Raw genomic sequence first — 22,882 nt, forward strand, 5'->3', positions numbered from 1 at the left:
GGGTGGAAAGCGGACGTCGAGCGATTACGCCTTCGGACTTGAAAAGTCGGCGGTTCCATCGGCAAGGATCTGGTAGTCGAATTCCACGCGAGGATGGACGCTCTTCAACTTGAGTGCCGCATAGACACCCTTATTACTTTTGATAACGACGATCTGCCCGACATTTGGTGTGCGAGTTCGCGAGGTGAAATTATTGCCTTTGGCATCTTTCACGTCTGTGATTTCGCTAGCGCCCTCCGCAATGGCGACTCCTGAGATTGAGGGGGGGTCGTTGTAGACATGTGCCGAGCCCGCCCCTGCCCGAGTCCACATCGTCTCGATCTCACAGTGACCCTGGCCGATCAAGAAACGACCGTCGTGGTCATCGATTAGGAAAACGGCAGTTCCAGAGTTACCAGCAGATGCTGGTGGAGGTATAAAGTTGGCCTTGGCGATGCTGGGAAGGGCTTTGCCAAGTTTACGTGCTACTAAGTCAGCTAATTCAAGCGGCGACGTGGTTCTTGCGTCTTCAAAGCGAACGGTTGGATTAAGTCCCGGAAGGTCTGTGTCGTCGAACCTTACTGGAAGGATATACTCTCGCCCTGCCGCGAGCGCTGCCGCCAATGCAGCTCGCTTCTCGTGACCGGTCCATAGTTTTGTCACATAGTCAGCTGAAATAAACATGACAACATAGTCAGCCATGCCGATGTATACCTGCTGCAAGTGTTCAGGTAAGTCTATTCCCCATAAATTTGCGCGCTCGTTCTCATCATAAAATGCTACGATGCCGGCTGCATTGAGATGCCGGAATACTTCTCGAACGTAGTCGCGCTGCTCACCGGCGAAAGATAGGGCAATCTCGTATTGTTTGGGCACGATCGTCGCCTTGCGTTGAGGGAATATTCGGTCCTACTCGGTCGGCGGGACTGTCCGCAATTTGTCGGGACCCGACGTTAATCAGCCCTGTTCCCTCCGATATAACGAAGCACAACGGTCTGGGCCATAACGAGCATACCCTCTGCGAGCGTTGACATCTCCCTGCGGGAGAGCGGCTTCGTTCCATGGATCACCCCGCTACGCAGCGCATAAGCGGTGTCCCACTGTTTTCGGAGGTGACCCAAATCCAAGCGGTCGAACAGACGCATAACGCCTTGGCGAAGGCTTACCTTGAACACACCGCGCTCGATGGCTTCTGCAAGTTCCACTTGCTCAATCTGGGTCAACGAGGGATCGCTCGCTGCGAGTCCGCGAAGGCTCTCGAGGACGGCCTTTTGGCTAGAAGACCAATTTTCCGACTGCCCCAAGCCTTCGATTGCAGAGACGGCTAGGGCCATTTTCGCCATATCTGACGAAGCGGAGATTGCGGCATTCAATTGCACCAAGGCGCCCAAGGCATCGCCAGACAACTCGCCATCATGAGTAGCAAAGCCCTGCAGTCGCGCCACGACGACGTCGGACGGAGTGCTAACAGTGCCGTGTATTTCGACACGTAAAAAAACTTCACGGCCGGTGTCTTCGTAAACATCGATACCGTGCACGTCATCTCGAAGGACACCCCCGCCCCTATTAATCGCCTCTTTGGCTATCTGTCCGAATTGGGCCGTTGCAATGTCTTCACCGATGTCGATCCCCATACGATGATGAGCGTCGTAAACGCGTAGTGCCCGACTGAGGGTTTGTCCGATTTTTGCGGCGGCATCGGCCGTCTCAAAGCCTGTCGCTATCATGACGAGGTCTTTCGCGTCAGAGAGCCGCGCTTCTTTCTCCCGGGGGAGCAATCTCACGTCACGATCGCCGATCTTAAACCAGATCGGCGCTGCATCGCCTGCGATCCGTTTCTGGACAGAAAATCGGAGTCGCATCGCGTAAGTCGTCATTCACGAAGCATGACCGACAACTTCAGCGACAGGCAACTGTTAACGGTTCAGCCACGCCGATTTGACAGCCTTCGGAAGCACAACCGGCGCAGCTGCAGACGATAATTCCTCGGCTCGCCGGTCCAGGTTCATTCCGATCAGCGATCGGGCCGCCCAAGCGTATACGCAGGAGTCCAAGGTCTCCGCCCGCTTACCCTTGATCCGCTCGAACCGGGCTTGCGGGACGCCTCGCGTGTAGCGGACAACTTTCCGCTCAGACGCCAGTTGCTCGAAAAAGACAGGCGCCAATGAGTCAGCGAACCGGAAGCCGGTTTCGCGTGCGAGACGCGCAAAAATCTGAGCCTTCACCGCATCGGAGCCCACCAACCAAAGCGCCGCCTGGCCTTTGCCGCCCGACCGTTGGAGGAAGGGCCGCGAGAACCCCGCGACGCCCTTGCCGCTCACTATCCGCCGGCCGAACCGGGAACGGGTGAAGCCGTGCACGATGTCAGTGTGACCCCCGTCGCCGGAGTCGATCACCGCGGCGTCGATTTTGAGCGTGCCGCCGTTCGGATGCGGCCACGTCTCCCGCAACATCGACTCCAGATCCAGCCACACAGCGTCACTGTCGATCGGTCCCCACATCACCCGATGCTCGAGAACGAAAACGTCCGACCGCCCATGGCCCATGATGACGGCTTCGAGTCGGTCGTCCTGACAGTCGACGCCGACAGTCAGGAAAAGTACGTCCTCGGGAATCGCGGTCAGATTCCACGGCTCCCGGCGGTTAAACAGGGCGTGTTCGTCCAGGTCTTCACCCGCCGTTTTCCAAGGCTCGCCTAGGACCAGGTTTGTGAAGGTCTGCAGCGTGTCGGGCGATTGCTTCGCCAGTAGGAATTCAGCGGCCAACTTGCCCCATCGCGCATTGTGGTGCGGGCTGATCAGGGCGTTGATCCGGAAGCCGGCGTGGCCGCGCACTTCCGGTGCCGTCGCGCGCCATCGGCCGACGGCGACCATCGCCACTTTGTGCCGTTCTTCGACGACGCAGCCGTTCGCCGGGCAAATCCAGTGCGCCGAATCCGGGTCGCCTTCGTTCCAGCGAATATCGGACCACCGGATCTCGCTGAACTCGTCACAGGACGGGCAGCAGCATTCGTAAATCCGCTTGTCCGATTGATCGTAAGCCCGGGTGATCGGACCATGGTCAAACACTGGCGTTGAGCCGGATAGGATCTTGCGGTCGCGGAAGGTTAGCGTTCGCATTTCCGCAAGCGCGATCGGGTCGCCTTCCTGACTAATTTCGTAGCCGTCGACTTCGTCCAGGGCCAAAATCTTCGCGGTATGTCGGCGTAAATTCCGCGGCGACTTTGCAGCGAGAAACTTGAGCGACCCACCCGGGAAACGGCGGTTGAGCATGGTCGATCGGCCGGTCTCGTCGGCTTTATCGGACAGCAGACCGCGCAAGGCCGGCGACGCCTCGAATGTCTGTTCTAAATCCACGGCGTAGTCGCGGGCGTCATCGGCAGTCGGTTGAACGGCAAGAATCGGCGCCGGCGCGTTGCTGACGTAGCTGGCGATGATTCCGGACAGCAGCGCCGTGTAGCCGATGCGCGCCGACTTCATGACGGTGACCCGTTCAATCTCCGGGTCGTCCAGGGCGTCACAAATTCCGCGCTGATAGGGCCAAAGTTTCATTCGCCCGGGCAGCGCCGACGCTGTTTGCGGGAGATGAATGTTCGCTTCAATCCAATCGGCCGTCGCCATCTCAGGAGGCGGGCGGAGGGTTTGGAGCGCGCGGCTGCGGACCAGGTCAAGCGTCGTCATCGGCCAAACCTCTCAGCGCGGATTTGATCTCACCGTCGATCGCCCGGACATCGTGGGTCGTGAGATGCGGCAAGCTGGCCCCACAGCGCGACGGGACGGCAAGCAACATCGACCGCACTTCACGCAGGACGTTTGACCAGGCGGACTCGACCGCCGACGCGGCGACCATCTCGCCGCGCGCGGCCGCGTTCTGAATCGCCAGCTTGTCGGCGGCCTCGCGCGCCTGCCGGATTTTCTCAGCCTTCAGTTCATCATTTACGGCGACGCCGCGCTGCGCCTGATTTCTGAGCCAAGCTGCATAAGCGCGGGTGCAATCGCGCCGATCAAAGCGACCGCCGGATTTGTGGATAATGCCCATGTCCACCAACTGCCCGACACGCCGCGGCGTAAGGTCGAAAAGGTCGGCAAGATCGGTCGCCGAAATAAGCGCGTCTGAGGCCTTTGCAGGGGCGGCCTTCACCGCGGGGGCGGACGGGGCAGCGAGACCACTCAGCGGCCCGGAATCGAGGCTTAGCAGGTCGTCCAGGTCCAACGGGATAGGTGTTAGGTCGGAAACCATGATTCAAAAATCCTGCAAAGCGTGAAGCTTCGCGGTCTGGGTCCCCCCCGGCACGGCACCCCCCGGGAAGTACCTTTCGGTCGCCACGGTCGAACCGCTCCGATCGCCACGGTTCAACTTCCACGGTGACGTCAGGCGCAGCCCAGCCGCACGGCAGTCGATCATTCCAGTGAGAGTTTCGAGGTCGGCGCCTGCCTGCCCGGACACCCGGACACCCCCTATAGGGGTGTGTCCGTGTCTGTCCGGGGTATCGGCAGCATGGCGAGGGCAATGTCCGGCCCGTGTCCGGCCCTGTCCGGGCAATGTCCGGCTACTCATCGAAAGTCCCCAAATCATCGAAATAGTGCTTGTTAGACAGGGGGATATGCGAACGGACGTAATCACCGATGATGATTGTCCGGCCTTGTCCGGCTAGTTCTTTGCTGGCCCGCCTGAATGCCTTGGTTCGACTGTCGGGATTTTCGGACCCGGACACGGCCCGACCGGCCACACACGCGTCGCGCCACTCGCATTCGGGCACCCCCGGACACGTCGCATTGTCCGGCTTGTCCGCCTCAAGTCCGGTCAGGATTGCGAGGGCTGCACTGGCGCTATCAGTCAGCTTTTCCGCGCGAGGCACCGAACCGCTTGCCAGTTCATCGACCAGGGCGGCCGTGATCGCGTCGCCGTCCTCATCTTCGCAAAGGACTCGGGTGTCGATCACGAACGCCAGGTCGCGGTCGCACGACCCGTTCCGGTTCTTAGTCAGCTTCGCACGTACCACGCCGACGTCGTCTCGGCTGACGTGCATGGCCATATCCAAGGCGCCGTTCAGCAGCGAGTGACCGCGGGGCGTCTTACCCTCAGCCTTCGTGTCGTGGTGTATCAGGACCACCGCGGCGCCCCATTGAGCGAGCGACCGGGCGACGGCGACGACGCGTCCCATCGCCTCGGCTGAGTTTTCCTCGAGCCCGGGAAAGGCCATAGCCAAGGTGTCGAGAAAGATCAGCGCGGGTCGCTGTGTCTCGACTGCCGACTTCAGCGCCTCGAGGTCTTGGCTATCGGTCGATAGCAGATCGCTGACACCCTCGACCAGGGTGAAGTCGCCGGCGTCACCGTGGCGCATTTTCAGGGCAGTTACGCGACCGCGCATCCCGTGAGGATCTTCGGCCGCGACATAGAAGACGCGACCCGGCTTTGCCCGCATCCCGAACGCCGCGCGGCCTTGCGCGACCGCGTAGCCGATATGCGGAGCGATCAGACTCTTGCCGGCACCGGGCGCGCCGAAAATGCAGCCGACGTCACCCGGCGCGAGGATGCCCTTGACGACGTAGCCACGCGAAGGGGTGGCCTGACATTCGGAGGGCGTGAGGAAGGTGAGGCGCGACGGCGCGGGGGCCTCTTTTGCATTCCACCCGTTCGCCTTGGCCAAATTGTAGAGCGAGCCGATGGTAACCCGCTTGCCCGGTCGCCGGCCAAACGACTCCCACACGCGCCGCTGATCTTTGGCGTCGAATTTCTCGCTGGCACGCGACCATTCGGACCACGCGTCAAACCCGGCGTCGCTCGCCTTGGACTCGGAGTGCAGCGCCATCCCGACCGTTCGCCAATCCTCGCGGTCGTCGGCAGGGATGAAAGCTAGGGCGCCGCCGATGCGCTCGAAATCCGGGGCGATCAGCGACTCTAGGTCGAAATCGTCATCGTCCGGTTCGGTGACCGGGTCCGGCGCTGCGACCTTGTGCAGTTCGGTCGCCTTGTCGATCGGCCGGCCGTCGACCAGGTGCACGCGGTGGTCACGGCCGTCGCCCGTCGCCCCGAAATAGTAGGACTGCGACCGGGCGAAGGATTCTCGAGCGAGGATGCCGCTAAGGGCTGCGTTCAGGCGGTCGCACATGGCGTCCCGGTCGGCCGGGGTCATCGGTGACGACGTAGGGCAGAGGGCGCGCCACCGCGGCGCGGCGGGGGTATGCGTCGGCGTCGTGTAGATGATGCCGGCGAGGTTGGCCGCGCGGAGCCGTGCGACCGCCTCAGCTGGCGACACTTCGCCCGCATCATAGTCGCCCTCAACTCCGGTCACACTGACCAGGTTCGCGTCGTGGCGGAGCGCCCCTTTAATGGTCGTGAGGTCCCCGAACGTGGCCAGCTTCAGCCACGGGAGATCGGCCTTCGCGGGGGCCCGTTCGCTTTCGATCCGGGCCGCGAGTTGCCGGAACGTCGTGGTCACCCGAGTCTGTCGCTTAGCGGTCGCGTCCGCGAAGTGAGTGACGGCGATAGGCGCGTCTAACGGACTGATCGGGAGGGCTAGAAAATCGTCGGTTTCGTGGTAAGTGTTGACTTGAAGTTGACGGACTTCCTTATCGACTGCGACGCCGTTCCGGGGACCAACCGGGGCGGCGTTTCGCGTTCCGGGCGGTCCAGGCAAGCCTAGCAGATCGAGTAAATCGGGCGCGATTTCAGTTGGAGTTTTTGCGGTAACGTATTGATTAGCCACGTGGCGTTTTCCCTTTAGTTGGGGAAAAAGCGCGGCGAAAACAAAGACAGACCGGGGACTCTTAATCAGCGGGTCGTAGGTTCGAACCCTACATCACCCACCATCGTCCCAAGTCCGATGGACTGAGCCCGGCCCGGGCTCCTTCGGCGAGAAACCCGACCCCCCAACGACGGGTGCTGACCCGTTAACCGCGGCAGGTCGAGAAACGCCCTGCTCTCCGGAAATCAGTTAACCGCCTCATGGGCCGGATGTGAGGAACCGCTGCGCGATTCCTCCTCATCCGTTCCGGGTTCAGGCCCAGTTGTAGAGGCCGCCCGGGTCGATCCAGGGTTCGGCGCCGAGGATTTGTCCGTCTTCCGGGACCGTGAGCGGGGTGTCTCCCGCCGAGGCCGTAAACAGGGCCGTAAAGCGGTCGGACATCGGGTCGGGGCCAAAGGCGTCACCAGTCGCGTCACCCGGCAGGACCAAGGGCTGATCAACAAGGTCACCGGTCAGCAAGAACCCGTCGTCGCCGGAGGCCCGCACTTCGAAGTGGAGGGTGCTCCCGAAGCCATCCGAACCGCCGATGATCGTACCGTCGTCCATGACCGCCAGCGGCAGATCGCCATTCCGGCCCGTGAACAGGTCGGACGGGGTGCCGATGTCCAAACGATCCATGCCCGTCTCACCCGGCAACACCAGGGGGGTGTCAACGAGCCCTCCGGTCACGACGAACACGGCTTCGTCCGCATCCCCGAGGCCGAACGAACCATCCGGGTCACCGGGGAGGCCGCCGTCGTCAATGACCGTCAGCGCAGGATCACCTCCCCAGGCGGTGAGTGGCGGTGACATCTGGATGGCGTCGGCCAGCCGGAACGAAGGCGACAGGGACTGATCCTGAACATGGAAGACGTCCGGTACTGCCCGCAGGTCTCCCAGGTCCTCAAATACAGGCGGCGGGCTTGCCTCGTCTGAAACACCCGGCAGACCCTGCAGCGAGCTGGATTCGCCGCCGTCGCCGCCGCCGATTCCATAGCAGATTTGCAGTCCGCTGCCCTTGGCAGAGAGAGGGGTAGTGAGCGCGCCCGCGATGTCCGACACGGTTACGGTGATCCCCTGCAGGTCGGACATCAGGCCGTCAGACGCCGCGACGATGACGTCATAGGTGTTGTCGCCGCCCGCGTCGGTCGGGGCCTCGAAATCCGGGGCCGCGACGAAGGTCAGGACCCCCGTTGCCGGATCGATCGTGAACCACGCCGCGTCCGCGCCGCCGGCGATACTGTAGGTGACCGGATTCTGGTTGACGTCCGTCGCCACAACGGTGGTGACGACAGTCTGGCCCTCGGTGATGTCGAGGCCGACCTCCAACCCGCCGCCGTCCGAGGTGATCCGCGGCGGCTCATTATTGGCCCCGAAAAGATTGATGGTCTGGTCGTCGAACTGGAGAAATTCGCAGTTGAACACCAGGTCGCTGCCATCCGGGCCGGTGACCCCAACGACACCGACGGTGAGGAACTGGATGGTGTATGAACTTAACGGGCCCTTGAAGATCGCCGTGTCGATCCCGTCGCCACCCTGGTACTGGTCATTGCCGCCGCCGCCGTACAGCTGGTCGTCGCCGTCTTCGCCGTGCAGGTCATCGACGCCGGCCCCGCCCGTAAGCATGTCATGACCGAGGCCGCCAAACAGGACGTCGCTCCCGTCCCCACCATCCAGCCGATCCTGCCCGTCGCCGCCCAGAAGTTCATCGACGTCATTGCCGCCCAGCAGCCGGTCGTCGCCGGCCCCGCCGTCCAGGGTATCGTCGCCGCTGCCGCCGTCCAGGAAGTCATCGGAGGCGTCCCCGTACAGGGTATCGTTCTGGGCGTTCCCGAACAGTCGGTCACGGCCATCCCCGCCGTTCAGGGTATCGATGCCATCATCTCCGTACAGGGTGTCGTCGGCGTCTCCGCCGTCCAGACTGTCATTTCCGAGGCCGCCGAAGAGGATATCGTTTCCGGCCCCGCCTGAAAGCGTGTCCAGGCCGTCGAACCCGTTGATGACGTCATTGCCTCGCAGGCCCGACAGGGTGTCGTCACCGGCGCTGCCGTTCAGAATGTCGGCGGTGAACTGGACCGCCACCTGCACCGGCGCGGAACTCTCGCCGAGGCTGTTCTGGATCTGAAGGACGAGGGCATGCGGCAAGACGATGACGTCCGAGGTCGAGCTGTACTGCAAGGCCTCGACGAGGGCCTCGATTGCGGCGCGGTTGGCGTTGGCGTTGAGGAAGACAACGAATCCATTCGACGAGATCGTGGTCGTCCCGATATCGACGCCTTCGAAGCCGACCACGCCCCTTTGGAAGCTGATCTGTCCTGCTCCGGTCCCCACATTCCTCACCGAGACCAGATCCGTAAGCAACAGCCCCGTGACGCTCAGGAGGCCGCCGTCATAGCCGACACCGGAATCGACGAAGGTGACGTCCGCGTCGATCTGGACGAAGGGATCCCCCTCATTGACGGCCAACAAGCTGACGACGTTTGTCAGGCTGAGGATGTTCTCCGCGACGTCGGTAACCGTGACCCGGAGGTTCTGGGTGTCGGCATTCACCCCGTCGGAGGCCCGGACGACAATGTCGTAGTTGTTGTCCCCACCGGCATCGAGAGGCAGTTCGAAATCGGGGGGTGTGACAAAGCCCACCACGCCCGTGGCCGGATCGATAGTGAATCGTCCAGCATCCGCGCCGCCCACGATCGAATAGGTGATCTGGGCCCCGGCGTCGGGATCCGCGGCCGTCACCGTGGTCACTGTACTGGAACCTTCGGCGACAGACACGGTCCCTGAGCTTCCGCCGCCGTCGGAAGTGATCACCGGCACCTCATTGGCGTTGGTGACGGTGACATTGATGGTCTGGGTGTCGGTCAGCGTTCCGTCAGAGACCTGGACAATGACCTCATAGATATTGTCGCCATTCTGATCCGTCGGGGCCTCGAAATTCGGCGGGTTGATCAGACTGATGAAGCCGGCCCCGTTCATCGTGAACCGGGCGGCATCCGCCCCGCCGATGATGGAATAGGTCAGGTTCGACGCGGCGTCCGGATCAGTCGCCGTGATCGTATTGGGCCCAAACGTGTTCTCGAAAATGGTATAGCCGCCAGTCGCCCCGCCGCCGTTGGAGGTGATGACCGGGGCTTCATTGACGTTGCCGACGTTGACGAAAACCGTCTGGACATCGGTCCCGCCCTGGCCGTCCGAAACCCGGACATCGACCTCATAGACATTGTTGCCGTCCAGATCGGTCGGGGCTTCGAAATTCGGAGCCGCGACGAATGTCAGCACGCCCGTTGTGGCGTCGATCACGAACCGGGCCCCGTCCCTGCCGGTCAGGATGGACCAGGTCAGACTGCCTCCCGCGTCGGGATCCGCTGCGACGACCGTGGTCACGGTCGTGCTGTTCTCAACACCGGAGATGACGGTCGACGGTCCGCCACCGCCCGAGGTGATGACCGGGGCCTCATTGGCGTTGGTGACGGTGAGATTGATGGTCTGGGTGTCGCTCAGCGTTCCATCCGAGACCTGGACAATGACCTCATAGATGTTGTCGCCGTTCTGATCGGTCGGGGCCTCGAAATTGGGCGGGTTGATGAGGCTCAAAACCCCCGCCGCATTCATCGTGAACAGGGCCGCGTCCGCACCGCCGATGATGGAATAGGTCAGGTTCGCCCCGGCGTCCGGATCGGCGGCGGAGACGGTATTGGGCCCCGTCGTATTCTCCGAGATGGTGTAGCCGCCGGTCGCCCCGCCGCCGTTAGAGGTGATGAGCGGGGTCTCGTTCTGATTGGTGACCGTCACCGCAAGGGTCTGGGTGTCGACCAGCGCTCCATCGGACGCCTGGACCACGACCTCGTAGACATTGTCGCCATTCTGGTCCGACGGCGCTTCGAAATTGGCAGGGCTGACGAAGGTCAGGACTCCGGTGGCCGGATTGATCACGAAGCGCGTCGCGTCGACTCCGCCAACGATGGAGTAGGTCCTCGGAGCATCAGCGTCTGGGTCGACCGAGGTCACTGTGGTGACGGCCGTGCCATTCTCTGTCACGGTCACGGTGCCGGTTGCGCCACCGCCGTTGGAGGTGATGACCGGGGTGTCATTGACCCCGGTCACCGTCACGGTGACCGTCGCGTCATTGCTCGTGCGCGTGACATTCGCCGCGCCGAACAGGACATAGCTCGATCCGGCGTTCGCGCGGCCTGACGGGTCGGCTTGCGGGGCACCGATGATCAGGTCGTCGAAGCCGTCGCCGTTGACGTCGCCGGCCGCCGAGACCGAGTGACCGCTGAAGTCCCCGGCGGCCGCGCCGCGGATGACGAAACCAGTCTGGCCATTGAGAGACGCCAGATCCAGCACGCCCCCGAAGCCGCCGGCGCGCCCGAACACGACATAGGTTTCGCCCACGTCCATGCCGCCGGTCCCGTCGGCATAGAGGGCTCCGATCAACAGGTCGTCGATGCCGTCGCCGTTAACATCCCCGGCCGAAGCCACAGAATGGCCGGTCAGATTCAGCGCGGCCGTGCCGGTAATGGCGAAGCCCATGGAGGCGGGCATTGAGGACAGGTCCAGATTGGCCCCGAATCCGCCCGCCCGGCCGAACACGACATAGGTCTCTCCGGCGTTTTCACGCCCGCCCGGATCGGCATAGAGCGCGCCGATGACCAGGTCCGCCCGACCGTCGCCGTTCAGGTCGCCGGCAGACGCGACCGACCAGCCCGCGTTATCGCCGGCGTCGATGCCCGAGATGGTGAAACCGTTGGTGCCGTTCAGGGTGCCCAGGTCCAGGGTCGCCCCGAAGCCGCCCGTTCGGCCGAACACGACATAGGCCTCGCCCGCATTGGCCCTTCCGCCGGGATCGCCCTGCGGGGCACCGATGATCAGGTCGCCAATACCGTCGCCGTTGACGTCTCCCGCGGCCGCGACCGAGTAGCCGCTAAGGTCGGTTGGATCGGCGCCGACGATGGCGAAGCCGTTGGTGCCGGTCAGCTCGGCCACATCAATTCCGGCGGCAAACCCGCCGGCCCGGCCGAACACCACATAGCTGGCCCCCGCGTCGAGATCGCCGCCGCCGTTCGCTTGCCGCGCGCCGAGGATCAGGTCGCCGAAGCCGTCGCCATTGATGTCGCCCGCCGACGAGACGGCGAAACCGAGACCGTCGCCTGCCGCCCCGCCCCGGAAGATCACGCCCGTGGAGCCATTCAGCGTGGACAGGTCCAGACCGGCACCGAAGCCGCCCGCGCGACCGAAGACCAGATAGGTCTCGCCTGCGCTGGTTCCCTGCGTGGCCTCGCCCCATGGTGCCCCGATCAGGAAGTCGGCCAGGCCGTCCCCGTTGACGTCTCCGGCGGCGCGTACGCTGACACCGCTGTAGTCAAAGGCGTTGATCCCCGGTGATCGCGAAGCCTTGCGCGGCGGTCAGGTTGGCGAGGTCGAGCGACGCGCCGAAGCCGCCCTGGCGGCCGTACACCACATAACTGACGCCGGCGTCGACCAGACCGCTCGGGTCCGCCGACAGGGCGCCGATCAGCAGGTCGTCATACCCGTCACCGTTGATGTCGCCGATGCCGGCGACGGAATAGCCGCTGCGGTCGCCCGCGGCGGCACCGTGGATCACAAAACCGTTCGTCCCGTTGATCGCCGCGACGTTGAACACGCCATCCGGGGCCAGGGGCGATCCGCCCCCGTCCCCTGCCGCATAGGTGAATGTGTCCTGGGCCGTCTGCCCGGCGCCAAGGCTCTGGAAGCCCGCGCCGACCTCGTAGGACAGGGTTCCGTTCGCGTTGACGATCACCCGGGCGCCGGATGCCAGGGTGATGATGCTGCCGGGCGTCACGGCGGCCCCGTTGATTCGAGCGACAGCGGCGACACCGACGTCATTGTTCAGCACGGAAATGACGACGGGCGCGCCGTCCTCGACCGACGTCGCTCCGTCATTGCCGGCGGTCACCAGCCGGGGCACGTCCAGCGTGAGCGGTCCGTTCATGTCGACCGAAAACAGCGGGGTCGTGCTCGCGGGCTTGGGCGGCAGGACCTCGGCGGGCAGGGATTGCCGTCCGGTCGCCGCGGCGTCATCTCCCGGATGTACGGCATCCGCGTCGAGTTCTCTTTCGGTGACTTGTCGCGCCGAAACCGGACGGGCGTGGACTCCTGATTCGGCGATGCCGAACCCCGTGTATGTGGTCCGATTGGCCATACTGTCCCCCTTGGGTCTGGTCGTGGCTGCCGTCGCGCAATCTGGTTTCAAATCCGAAGAACACTGTGCTGCGACCTCGGCGACATCGCAACTCCCCGGAAGTTGATGTCAGGGATTTGGTTGGGTCGGGGGGAAGAAGGGAAACTGCCCCTCATCGTCCTCAACCGGCACCGGCTCGTAGCCCTCGGAGGGATCAAAGGCCGGCCAGGCATCCGCCAGGACAGTGACGTCATCGGATGCAACCGAAGCGGCGACCGCCAGCTCCCCGCCGCCAGGTTCAGCCCCCGGATCCGGGGTCGGACTCAACAGATTCCCCATCGCAGCCGAAACATCATCGGGAAGGAAGAAGGGTCCGAACAGGCCTTCGCTGCTGACCAACAGCGCCTGACCGGGCCGTTCCAGCGAGACGGTCACCCCGTTGCGCTCGATATCGACCGCGCCGGGCGTATCGAAGGTCCGGGCGTTGCCGGCCGGGCCGCGAAGGACCACCAGCAGCATCGTCTCCTCATCGCCGGTGAACGGCGGGACATCGGGCCGGGCGCGGAGGGTAGCGAGGACTTCAGGGCCAACAACCCCCTCGACAATCGTACCGCGCACACCGATCGAGCTCACGGGCGTGCCGATCGCGACGCGCGAGGAAGAGCGGGCGGTGCCGCCGGAGACGAAGCGGAAGGCCCCCCGCGCTACCGAAACGGCCGAGCCGCTGTTCTCGCTGACGACGAACCGATCGACGGTCATGCGGGCGTTCGCGCCGACCGTGAAGGTCGAACGATCCCGCAACAACACCTGGACCTGGCTCTGCGGGCCCGTCACGTACTGGTCGCCGAGGCGGACCGGGCCCCGAAGCTGGGCTGGCCGAAGCGGGGCGTTGGCCGAACTGCGGGTCTGGACCGAGTTGCGGATCGCCGCATTGACCCCGACAGAGTCCTGGGCCTGGACCGAGGCGGCCACGACAAGACAGCCCCACAGTACGAGGGCTGACGCCAGTGTCTCGAACTTCCTCATGACCGGGCTCCTGACATCAATCGCGCGCGCCGAAACGCCAGATCAGGCGAAGTTCCGCACCCCAGCCGTCAAAATCGGCAAGCGGCGGCGAAGACCCACGGCGGCTGTAATTCAGGGCCCCTTCGAGCGTCACATTTTCGCGGACGTCGCCGGTGGCACCGCGTGCCGTAAAGGCGCTGAGCGGGGCACCGAGCGCGACGCGGGCCTGGGTCCGGATGTCGTCACGGGTCGCTCCGCCCAGAAAGATCGCATCCGCCTCGTCGTATTCGATCCATCGGGCGGAGCCGCTGGCGAACAGATAGACGCCCTTGTCGAATCGTTGGTCGAGGCGGAGACCCAGCCGCGGACCCGCATAGCCAAACGGTCCATAGCCCGCGGATTTGACCTCATAGTCGAGGTTCGCGCCGAACGTGGTCCTCGACGTGAAACGATGGCTGATGCCGGCACCCGCGGAGTAGCGGATACCGTCGCGGTCACCGCCGAGGATGCCGGACAGGGCGTCGATGCCCGGCTCGTCATAATCCTGACTGACGGCTTCGGCGCGCAGGCTCAGGGTGGTGGCATTGGTCACCCTCCAGCGGGTATCGCCACGGACACCGGCTTCGGTCAGTTGGGGCTCGCCCATCAGGCGGACGTGACGCAACACGGCACCCAGCCGCGAACTGCTCAACCGGGTGGTTCGGGCCAGACCGACCTCAAGTCCGGCGCGCTGGAAATCGATCGCCGCGCCGGAAAGGGCGGCATGATCGTAGAGCAGGCCGGTCCCGTAGATCTGCCAGGTCTGGCCAGCGCCAATGTCGGCGTGGCCGTCGAGGACGAGCGTGACCTCGCTGGACATCCCTTCCTCCGGTGGAGGCGCGCCGATCAGTTCAAAGGCGGTGAAATAGGCACCCGCCGCGTCATTCTCAAAGACGACGCCGGCGTTGAGGCTGCCCGACAGGGACCGGGTGGCCGAGCTCTGATCGATTCGCCGCGAATAGCTCTCGGCCTCGGCGCGCTGGAAAGCCGTGAGTTGGACCGCCTCGAGCCGGCGCAGCTCGTCCCGGGCGCTCTGCAGATCGCCCAGCCGGAACAGCACAACGGCATAGAACAGCCGCACCGAGTGCCGGTTCGGCTGAAGGATCAGGATACGCTCAAGCGTCGAGGCCGCGAGCGCCAGATTGCCTGAACGCGCCTGCTCCCGTGCGTAGGCCAGATTCACGGCCTCGTCATCGGGCGCGGCCAGAACGGCCTCGAAGTCCTGGGCACCCGCTGCAGTGACACCGGCACCAAGAGCAACGGCGATCGTCAGCGCCAAGGACGCCATGCGGACGACCGGACGACGGTTCCCGGACCTTGCAGCCATCGACAGCATCCCCCTTGGCAAACCGACGGTAGGTCGGGGTCCGGCGACGGTCAAGCTGTTCACCCTGCTGGACTTCCGGCCTCCGACAATGTTCATCTCCCCCGCCAGGGACGCGGCTGCCGGTGGCGGCGATAGACGTCCGATGATGTCCCGGGGATGACACACCATGAAGCGCACTTTCCTGACCACGGTCGCCATGCTGGCGCTCGCCTGTCCCGCCGCAGCCCAGACGCCCGAGCCGGTTTCGCCGATCGCCGCGTCGCCCGTTCCCGGACCGGTTGAACCGCAGGCCGTCCCGGCCGCGGTAGCGGAGCCCCCCGTCGTCGCCCCGGCCGAAACGCCCAAATGGGATGTGCAGAACCCGCCGGGGCCGTCGCGCGACATTCCCATCGACGTGACGCGCGGCACCTGGATGTCGCTGGACGTCAGTCCCGATGGCCAGACCATCGTCTTCGACCTGCTCGGCGACATCTATGTCATGCCGGTCGGCGGCGGCGAGGCCCGCGCCATCGCCAGCGGCGTGGCCTGGGAAATGCAGCCGAAATGGTCGCCGGATGGCCGCCAGATCGCCTTCACCTCGGACCGCGGCGGCGGAGACAACATCTGGATCATGGACGCCGACGGCTCGAACGCGACCCAGGTGTCGAAGGAAACCTTCCGCCTGCTGAACCAGCCGGAATGGACCCCCGACGGCCAGTTCATCGTGGCGCGCAAACATTTCACCTCGTCCCGCTCTCTCGGGGCCGGCGAGATGTGGATGTATCACCGCAGCGGCGGCGGCGGCGTACAGATGACCGAGCGCCGCACCCAGCAGAAGGACACGGGAGAGCCCGCCTTCTCGCCCGACGGCCGCTATCTGTATTTCAGCGACGACGCGACGCCGGGCACGACCTTCGAATACTCCAAGGACGTCAACGGTCAGATCTACGTCATCCGCCGCCTCGACCGCGAAACCGGCGAGATCGACGCCTATGTCACCGGACCCGGCGGCTCGATCCGCCCGACGCCCTCGCCCGACGGCAAGTCCCTCGCCTTCATCCGGCGCGTTCGCTACCAGTCGACCCTCTACGTCATGGACATCGAGTCCGGGCGCGAGACGCCGATCTTCTCGGCCCTCGACAGGGATATGCAGGAGACCTGGGCCATCCACGGCGTCTATCCGGCGATCAGCTGGACGCCCGACAACCGCTCCATCGTCTTCTGGGCCGACGGCCGCATCCAGCGCGTCGACGTGGCCTCCAAGGAGGTCGCCAATATTCCCTTCCACGTCGCCGACACCCGCCGGGTGCAGGACACCGTCCGCTTCCCCATCGCCGCCGCGCCCGACCGGTTCGACGTCAGGATGCTGCGTTGGGCCCGCCCCTCGCCCGACGGCACCAAGGTGGTGTTCGAGGCGCTCGGCAATCTGTGGATCCGCGACCTGCCGACGGGTGTGGCGCGCCGGCTTACCCGCCAGAGCGACCATTTCGAACTCTATCCGTCCTGGTCCCGTGACGGCCGCTCGATCGTCTACACCACCTGGGACGATCAGGACCTCGGCTCCATCCGCGTCGTCCCGGCCTCGGGCGGCGCCGGCCGGGTGGTGACGGAAAACCCCGGCCACTATGTCGAGCCGATCTTCAGCCCCGACGGCCGCACCATCGTCTATCGCACCACCAGCGACGGCTTCCTGACCACCGCCCTGTGGAGCCGCGACCCCGGCGTCTACCGCATCCCCGCGGCGGGCGGCGAGCCGGTCCACATCACCGACGACGGCCAGGACCCGCAGTTCGGCGCCGAAGGCGACCGCTTGTTCCTCACCGGCCGCGATGGCGACAAGCGCACCCTGATCTCGGTCGACCTCGACGGCGACGACAAGCGCACCCACCTGACCTCGGAATGGGCCGCCGAGTTCGCCCTCTCGCCCGACGGCAACTGGATCGGCTGGACCGAGCGGTTCCAGGCCTATGTCGCCCCCTTCGTCGCCGCCGGCCGCCCCGTCGCCCTTGCTCCCGACGGCAAGTCCCTGCCCCAGACCCGGGTCACCCGCGACTCCGGCGAATGGCTCAGCTGGTCCGGCGACAGCCGCCGCCTGCAATGGTCGCAGGGCCCCGAGCTGTTCAGCCGCGACCTGAACCAGTCCTTTGCCTTCGTCGACGGCGCCCCGGACGAATTGCCCAAGCCCGACGAGCGCGGCATCAACATCGGCTTCACCGCCGAGGCCGACAAGCCCGAGGGCCGCATGGCCCTGACCGGCGCCCGGCTGATCACCATGAACGGCACCGAGGTCATCGAGAACGGCGTCATCATCGTCGACGGCAACCGGATCGAGGCCATCGGCCCGGCCGCCACCACCCCCGTCCCTGCCGGCGTCCCGGTGATGGACATGGCCGGCAAGACCGTCATGCCCGGCCTCGTCGACGCCCACTGGCACGGAGCCATGGGGTCCGACGAGATCATCCCCGAACAGAGCTGGGTCGACTACGCCTCGCTGGCCTTCGGCGTGACCACGATTCACAACCCGTCCAGCGACACCAGCGAGATCTTCGCCCACAGCGAACTGGCCCGCGCCGGCCGCGTCGTCGCCCCGCGCATCTTCTCAACCGGCTCCATCCTCTACGGGGCGACCACCGCCGGCACCGTCAAGATCGAGAGTCTCGAAGACGCCCTGTCGACCCTGCGCCGTATGCAGGCCGCCGGTGCCTGGAGCGTCAAGAGCTACAACCAGCCCCGCCGCGACCAGCGTCAGCAGATCATCGAGGCTGCGCGCCAGCTGAACATGATGGTCGTCCCCGAGGGCGGCTCGCTGTTCCAGCACAATATGTCGATGATCGTCGACGGCCACACCACCATCGAGCATTCGGTCCCGGTCGCCGTCCTCTACGATGACGTCCACCAGCTGTGGCGCCAGACCGGGGTCGCCTACAACCCGACCCTGGTCGTGGCCTATGGCGGCAGCTACGGCGAAAACTACTGGTACCAAGAGAGCGAGGTCTGGAACCACCCGATCCTGACGCAGTACGTTCCGCGTCGCATTCTCGACTCCCGCGCCCGCCGCCCGGTGACACTGCCGGACAATGAGTGGAACCACATCGCCATCGCGCGCGAGGCCACCCGCCTGTCGGAACAGGGCGTCAGCGTATCGATCGGTGCCCACGGCCAACGCGAGGGACTGGCGGCGCATTGGGAGCTGTGGAGCCTGGCCCAAGGTGGCATGTCCCCGCTGGACGTGATCCGCGCCGGTACGCTGAACGGTGCGCGCTCGCTCGGCCTCGATCGCGACATCGGCTCGCTGGAGGTCGGCAAACTGGCCGACATGGTGGTCATGAACGACAACCCGCTGGACAATATCCGCAACACGACGTCCATCGCCTACACCATCGCCAATGGCCGGGTTTACGACACCGGGATGAACGAGATCGCGCCGCGCCAACGTCCCCGCGCGCCGTTCTGGTTCGCCGAGGCCGGGAGCGAGGGCTGGGCGGCCGGCGCGACCGAGGTCGACACCCACGGCCACGACTGACTGAGGGGCGGCGGGCCTTGTCCCGCCGCAGCCCGGCTCAGCGGCTTTGCGACGCCAGCCGGGGGCCGTTCATCCAAGGCGGCTCCGGCATCGACCGGCGGGCCGTGTTCTGGGCACGGGTCCAGCGCTCGTGCAGGTCGGCGAAATAGGGATCGTCTTCCTCGATGCGCCGTTGTTCGCCACTCAGGAACCCGCGCCGGATGGTGATCAGGTCGAAGGGGGCCCCGACCCCGACATTGCTGCGCATGGTCGTCGAGAAGGAAATCAGCCCCAGCTTGACCGCCTCGGCCAGGGGGGAGTCGAAGGCCAGGCCGCTCTCAAGGATCGGCTTGCCGTACTTGAGCTCGCCAATCTGAAGATAAGGGGTGTCGCGGCCGCACTCGATGAAATTGCCCTGGCTGTAGATCAGGAAAAGACCCATCTCGCCGCCCTTGATCTGACCCCCCAGCAGCATCGAGGCCGAGGTATTCAGGCTGTCCGCCTCCAGCGCCGGCGCGATCGACAGCCGCACGCTGCGCAGGGCGTGGCCGAGGATCTGCGCACAGCGGAACAGGGTCGGTGCGGTCTCAAGCGTCTCGGGCTCGTCACCGACATTCAGGTGGACGCCTTCGCGCGCCATGGCCAGGGCGGTCTGGGTCACCGACAGGTTGCCGGCGGTGCAGACCCCCAGAACCCGCTCGCCAGGCCGGTCGACGACATGCAGCTTGCGATAGGTCGAGATACTGTCGACGCCCGCGTTTGTGCGGGTGTCGGCGATCATCGCCAGACCGTCTTCGACCAGCATGCCCACGCAATAGGTCATGCGGCGCGCCATCCCCGAACGCCCATCATGGCGTGACGTTAGCAGATTCGCGCGACAGCGGCGCCCGCATCGGCGTGGCTCCTACGCCTGCTGCTGGCTCTGTTGCATGTCCGCATCACGCACGTTCAGCCGCACCGCCAGCCGCTCGCCGCCACCGCCGTAGCTGGTCCCACGTACGGGGGCGGCCCCGAGATAATCGAGGCCCGTGGCGACACGCACATATCGGTCGGTGGCGCAGATGCTGTTGGCCGGATCGAACCCGACCCAGCCCAGGTCCCCGATCCAGGCTTCGGCCCAGGCGTGGCCGGCCTCCTGATCATCCTGGCCGTCGCGGCGCAGCAGATGGCCGGAGACATAGCGCGCCGGCACCCCCATCTGCCGGCAACAGGCGATAAAGACATGGGCATGGTCCTGACAGACGCCCCGGCCCAGGGCCAGGACCTCGGCCGCCGTGTGGGTGGGCGTAGTCACCCCGACCTCGAACGCCACCGACCCATGGATACCGGCCATCAGCCGGTGCAGCCGCTCCAGCGGTGGGTGGGCCGAAAATTCCGAAGCGAACACCGAGATCAGCTTGTCCCTGCGGGTCAGGGCCGTGTCGCGCAGGAAGACCAGCGGCGACAGCGTCTCCTGGTCGCGCGGCACCACACCGGCGGTGTCGGTCGTCACGACCTCGCCCGAGACCCGGACGGTCAGGCTCTGGGTCGGCTGCTCGGTGTAGAGGGTGTGGACGATGTTGCCGAAGGCATCCTCGGACTTGCGCAACCGGGCGTCGACGTCGGTCTCGACCCGCCAGTTCCGGACCTGCTGGGCCTCGGACGAACGGGGCGACAGACGCAGCGTCTGGATGATGAACCGCGCCGCCCGGTCATAGGCATAGGTGGTCGCGTGATCGATACGGATGCGCACTCGGTCAGCTCAGATACTGTTCGTGGATGGCCTGTCCCAGACGGCCGTTCTCGCCGAGGAAGGCCTGGATGTATTCGTGCAGGCCCGACTGGAAGATGTCGTCCATGCGGGAATTGTCGAACGCCCGCATGCGCTCGGCCGCCAGCCGCTGCGCCGGACCGCGCCGGCCATAGTCGCTGGCCAGCCGCTCCAGATAGCGCACGATCGACGCCTGACAGCTGGCCAGAGAGCGCGGCATCTGCCGGTTCAGCACCAGCAGGTCAGCCACCAGCCACGGCTTGACCGAGTCCCGGTAGACCCAGCGATAGGCCGTCAGCGCCGACACCTCGCGCAGCAGCGTGGTCCACTGGAAATAGTCCAGCTGCCCGCCGACGCGTTCGCCCTCGGGCAGCAGCAGGTGGTATTTCACGTCCAGCAGCCGGGCGGTGTTGTCGGCGCGCTCGATCGCGGCACCCAGACGCAGGAAATAGTAGCCGTCATTGCGCAGCATGGTCCGGCTGGTCGCGCCTTCGACCGACAGGGTGACCGTCTTCACCCATTCCAGGAACCGCGCGAACTCGTCGCGCCGGGTCGGCTGGCCTTGTTCCTCCAGCCCGTTCCAGGCCCCGTTGATCGCCTCCCACAGCTCGACCGTCAGGGCCGTGCGCACCGACCGGGCATTGGTGCGCGCCCGGGTGATACAGGCGGTGATCGACGAGGAATTGTTCGGCGCGAAGGCCAGAAACTCCCGCACCGACTTCTCGGTCGGCGACCGGCCCAGCGCCTTGGGCGCACCGGCCGAGGCGAGGGCGCTGGCCCACACCGTCTCGGCGTCGCCGTCGCCGCGCGTCGGAATCGCGGCCAGCCGCAGCGTGGCCTCGAGAATACGGGCGAGGAAATCCGCCCGCTCGATATAGCGGCCGGTCCAGTACAGGCTGTCTGCGGTGCGACTCAGCATCAGACGTCCAGCACCCAGGTGTCCTTGGTCCCGCCGCCCTGGCTGGAGTTGACCACCAGCGAGCCCGGCTTCAGCGCCACCCGTGTCAGCCCGCCGGGCGCGACCTTGACCCCGCTCGGGCTCGACAGCACGAACGGCCGCAGATCGACGTGCCGCGCGGCCAGCTCGCCCTTGTCCAGCGTCGGCGCGGTCGACAGTGCCAGCGTGGGCTGGGCGATGAAATCGTCGGGGTCGTTGATCAGCTTCTTCCGGAAGGCCTCGATCTCGGCCCTGGTCGACGCCGGGCCGACCAGCATGCCGTAGCCGCCCGATCCGCCGACCTCCTTGACCACTAGCTGATCCAGTTTCGAAAGCACCTCCTTCAGCGCCTCCGGTTCCCGGCAGCGCCAGGTCGGGACGTTCTTCAGGATCGGCTCCTCGCCCATGAAGAAGCGGATGATCTCCGGCATATAGGTATAGACCGCCTTGTCGTCGGCCACGCCCGTGCCGACGGCATTGGCCAGGGTCACCGTCCCCGCCTGATAGGCCGTCATCAGCCCCGGCACGCCCAGCGTCGAATCCGGCCGGAAGGTCAGGGGATCCAGATAGTCGTCGTCGATCCGGCGATAGACGACATCGACCTGTTGGCGCCCCTGGGTCGTGCGCATGAAGACCTTGCCGTCGTCGACGAACAGGTCACGCCCCTCGACCAGATCGACCCCCAGTTTGTCGGCCAGGAAGCTGTGTTCGTAATAGGCCGAGTTGAACGGCCCGGGCGTCAGCACCACGATGGTCGGGTCCGCCCCCGCCGCCTCGGGCGCGCAGGCCCTGAGACTGGCCAGCAGCATGTCGGTATAGGTCTCGACCGGCCGGACGGGATAGTCGGCGAACAGGTCGGGGAATAACCGCATCATCATCTCGCGGTTCTCCAGCATGTAGGAGACCCCGCTGGGCGTGCGGCAGTTGTCTTCCAGCACGTAGAAGCCATCCTCGCCGGTGCGCACCAGATCGACGCCGGCGATATGCACCCACACCCCGCGCGGCGGCCGGCGGCCCTGCATCTCGGGCACATACTGGGGGTTGGTCAGAACCAGCTCGGGCGGCAGAACCCCCGACTTGAGACATTCCTGCGGCCCGTAGACGTCGGACAGGAACAGGTTCATCGCCGTGACCCGCTGGATCAGCCCGGCCTCCAGCCCGGCCCACTCGGACGCGCCGATGATGCGTGGCACCACGTCGAAGGGGATCAGCCGCTCGCTGGATTCCGCGTCGCCATAGACGGCAAAGGTGATTCCCATGCGGCGGAAGAACAGCTCGGCCTGCCGCGACCGGGCCTGCAACAGACCGTCCGGCGCCTCCGCCAGCCAGCGGGCCAGCCCGCGGTAGCTATCGCGGACATCCATCCCGTATCCGGGTGTCCCACCTGACATCTCGTCGAAGGCCATGCCGCTCCCGCTTTACCACTCCCGGAACGTGGCCTGACAAGCTCGGCGGAGGCAACAGGAATGTTGCG

At 65.3% G+C, this 22,882-nt stretch carries 14 protein-coding genes and 1 pseudogene; 1 reads left to right on the forward strand and 14 read right to left on the reverse strand.

Annotated elements, in window-relative coordinates:
* Positions 1 to 24 precede the first annotated feature (24 nt).
* From ACP7AS_RS04595 to ACP7AS_RS04640, 10 genes and pseudogenes are all read right to left on the reverse strand, one after another.
* Positions 25 to 855, reverse strand: a complete 831-nt coding sequence (locus ACP7AS_RS04595; protein WP_426027684.1) for a TIR domain-containing protein — start codon at positions 853 to 855, stop codon at positions 25 to 27.
* Between the two features lie 77 nt (positions 856 to 932).
* Positions 933 to 1,856, reverse strand: coding sequence for a hypothetical protein (locus ACP7AS_RS04600; protein ID WP_426027685.1), 924 nt, complete (start codon positions 1,854 to 1,856; stop codon positions 933 to 935).
* A gap of 39 nt (positions 1,857 to 1,895) precedes the next feature.
* Positions 1,896 to 3,659, reverse strand: a complete 1,764-nt coding sequence (locus tag ACP7AS_RS04605) for a phage terminase large subunit family protein (RefSeq protein WP_426027686.1) — start codon at positions 3,657 to 3,659, stop codon at positions 1,896 to 1,898.
* A complete protein-coding gene (locus tag ACP7AS_RS04610) occupies positions 3,646 to 4,191 on the reverse strand; it encodes a hypothetical protein (RefSeq protein ID WP_426027687.1) in 546 nt (181 codons plus the stop codon). Before ACP7AS_RS04610 ends, ACP7AS_RS04605 begins: the two co-directional genes overlap by 14 nt.
* Positions 4,192 to 4,528: 337 nt before the next feature.
* Positions 4,529 to 6,421 carry an AAA family ATPase gene (locus tag ACP7AS_RS04615; RefSeq protein ID WP_426027688.1) on the reverse strand — a complete coding sequence of 631 codons (1,893 nt, stop codon included), beginning with the start codon at positions 6,419 to 6,421 and terminating at the stop codon, positions 4,529 to 4,531.
* 558 nt (positions 6,422 to 6,979) lie between these two features.
* Positions 6,980 to 11,881 carry a beta strand repeat-containing protein gene (locus ACP7AS_RS04620; RefSeq protein WP_426027689.1) on the reverse strand — a complete coding sequence of 1,634 codons (4,902 nt, stop codon included), beginning with the start codon at positions 11,879 to 11,881 and terminating at the stop codon, positions 6,980 to 6,982.
* 78 nt (positions 11,882 to 11,959) lie between these two features.
* Positions 11,960 to 12,082 (reverse strand): annotated as a pseudogene (locus tag ACP7AS_RS04625) (integrin alpha); the annotation flags it as partial.
* A complete protein-coding gene (locus tag ACP7AS_RS04630; protein WP_426027690.1) occupies positions 12,069 to 12,890 on the reverse strand; it encodes an Ig-like domain-containing protein in 822 nt (273 codons plus the stop codon). The pseudogene ACP7AS_RS04625 and the gene ACP7AS_RS04630, both read right to left, overlap by 14 nt.
* A 108-nt stretch (positions 12,891 to 12,998) precedes the next feature.
* Complete coding sequence (locus ACP7AS_RS04635; protein ID WP_426027691.1) at positions 12,999 to 13,895, reverse strand: FecR family protein; 897 nt, start codon at positions 13,893 to 13,895, stop codon at positions 12,999 to 13,001.
* 16 nt (positions 13,896 to 13,911) lie between these two features.
* On the reverse strand, positions 13,912 to 15,240 hold the full coding sequence (locus ACP7AS_RS04640; protein WP_426027692.1) for a hypothetical protein: 1,329 nt from the start codon (positions 15,238 to 15,240) through the stop codon (positions 13,912 to 13,914).
* A gap of 166 nt (positions 15,241 to 15,406) precedes the next feature.
* Between ACP7AS_RS04640 and ACP7AS_RS04645 the strand changes: the two genes are divergently transcribed.
* Positions 15,407 to 18,742 (forward strand): amidohydrolase family protein, encoded by a 3,336-nt coding sequence (locus ACP7AS_RS04645; RefSeq protein ID WP_426027693.1) that lies wholly within the window; start codon positions 15,407 to 15,409, stop codon positions 18,740 to 18,742.
* A gap of 37 nt (positions 18,743 to 18,779) precedes the next feature.
* Here the strand turns inward: ACP7AS_RS04645 and ACP7AS_RS04650 are convergent, their stop codons facing one another.
* The 4 genes from ACP7AS_RS04650 to ACP7AS_RS04665 all read right to left on the reverse strand — a co-directional run bounded on the left by ACP7AS_RS04650 (position 18,780) and on the right by ACP7AS_RS04665 (position 22,772).
* Positions 18,780 to 19,556 (reverse strand): peptidase, encoded by a 777-nt coding sequence (locus ACP7AS_RS04650; RefSeq protein WP_426027694.1) that lies wholly within the window; start codon positions 19,554 to 19,556, stop codon positions 18,780 to 18,782.
* A 69-nt stretch (positions 19,557 to 19,625) separates the two neighbouring features.
* Positions 19,626 to 20,453 (reverse strand): transglutaminase family protein, encoded by an 828-nt coding sequence (locus ACP7AS_RS04655; RefSeq protein ID WP_426027695.1) that lies wholly within the window; start codon positions 20,451 to 20,453, stop codon positions 19,626 to 19,628.
* Positions 20,454 to 20,457: 4 nt separating this feature from the next.
* Positions 20,458 to 21,390 (reverse strand): alpha-E domain-containing protein, encoded by a 933-nt coding sequence (locus tag ACP7AS_RS04660; protein WP_426027696.1) that lies wholly within the window; start codon positions 21,388 to 21,390, stop codon positions 20,458 to 20,460.
* Positions 21,390 to 22,772, reverse strand: a complete 1,383-nt coding sequence (locus tag ACP7AS_RS04665; protein ID WP_426027697.1) for a circularly permuted type 2 ATP-grasp protein — start codon at positions 22,770 to 22,772, stop codon at positions 21,390 to 21,392. The genes ACP7AS_RS04660 and ACP7AS_RS04665 overlap by 1 nt, the downstream gene beginning before the upstream one ends.
* Positions 22,773 to 22,882 lie beyond the last annotated feature (110 nt).

Source organism: Brevundimonas sp. TWP2-3-4b2 (assembly GCF_049897345.1).
Lineage (GTDB): Bacteria > Pseudomonadota > Alphaproteobacteria > Caulobacterales > Caulobacteraceae > Brevundimonas.

What these genes read in the sequence shown, in the direction of transcription:
- ACP7AS_RS04640 (WP_426027692.1), bottom strand. Translation starts at nt 15,240, where the DNA reads ATGGCTGCAAGGTCCGGGAACCGTCGTCCGGTCGTCCGCATGGCGTCC.
- ACP7AS_RS04605 (WP_426027686.1), bottom strand. Translation starts at nt 3,659, where the DNA reads ATGACGACGCTTGACCTGGTCCGCAGCCGCGCGCTCCAAACCCTCCGC.
- ACP7AS_RS04645 (WP_426027693.1), top strand. Translation starts at nt 15,407, where the DNA reads ATGAAGCGCACTTTCCTGACCACGGTCGCCATGCTGGCGCTCGCCTGT.
- ACP7AS_RS04600 (WP_426027685.1), bottom strand. Translation starts at nt 1,856, where the DNA reads ATGACGACTTACGCGATGCGACTCCGATTTTCTGTCCAGAAACGGATC.
- ACP7AS_RS04665 (WP_426027697.1), bottom strand. Translation starts at nt 22,772, where the DNA reads ATGGATGTCCGCGATAGCTACCGCGGGCTGGCCCGCTGGCTGGCGGAG.
- ACP7AS_RS04635 (WP_426027691.1), bottom strand. Translation starts at nt 13,895, where the DNA reads ATGAGGAAGTTCGAGACACTGGCGTCAGCCCTCGTACTGTGGGGCTGT.
- ACP7AS_RS04650 (WP_426027694.1), bottom strand. Translation starts at nt 19,556, where the DNA reads ATGGCGCGCCGCATGACCTATTGCGTGGGCATGCTGGTCGAAGACGGT.
- ACP7AS_RS04660 (WP_426027696.1), bottom strand. Translation starts at nt 21,390, where the DNA reads ATGCTGAGTCGCACCGCAGACAGCCTGTACTGGACCGGCCGCTATATC.
- ACP7AS_RS04630 (WP_426027690.1), bottom strand. Translation starts at nt 12,890, where the DNA reads ATGGCCAATCGGACCACATACACGGGGTTCGGCATCGCCGAATCAGGA.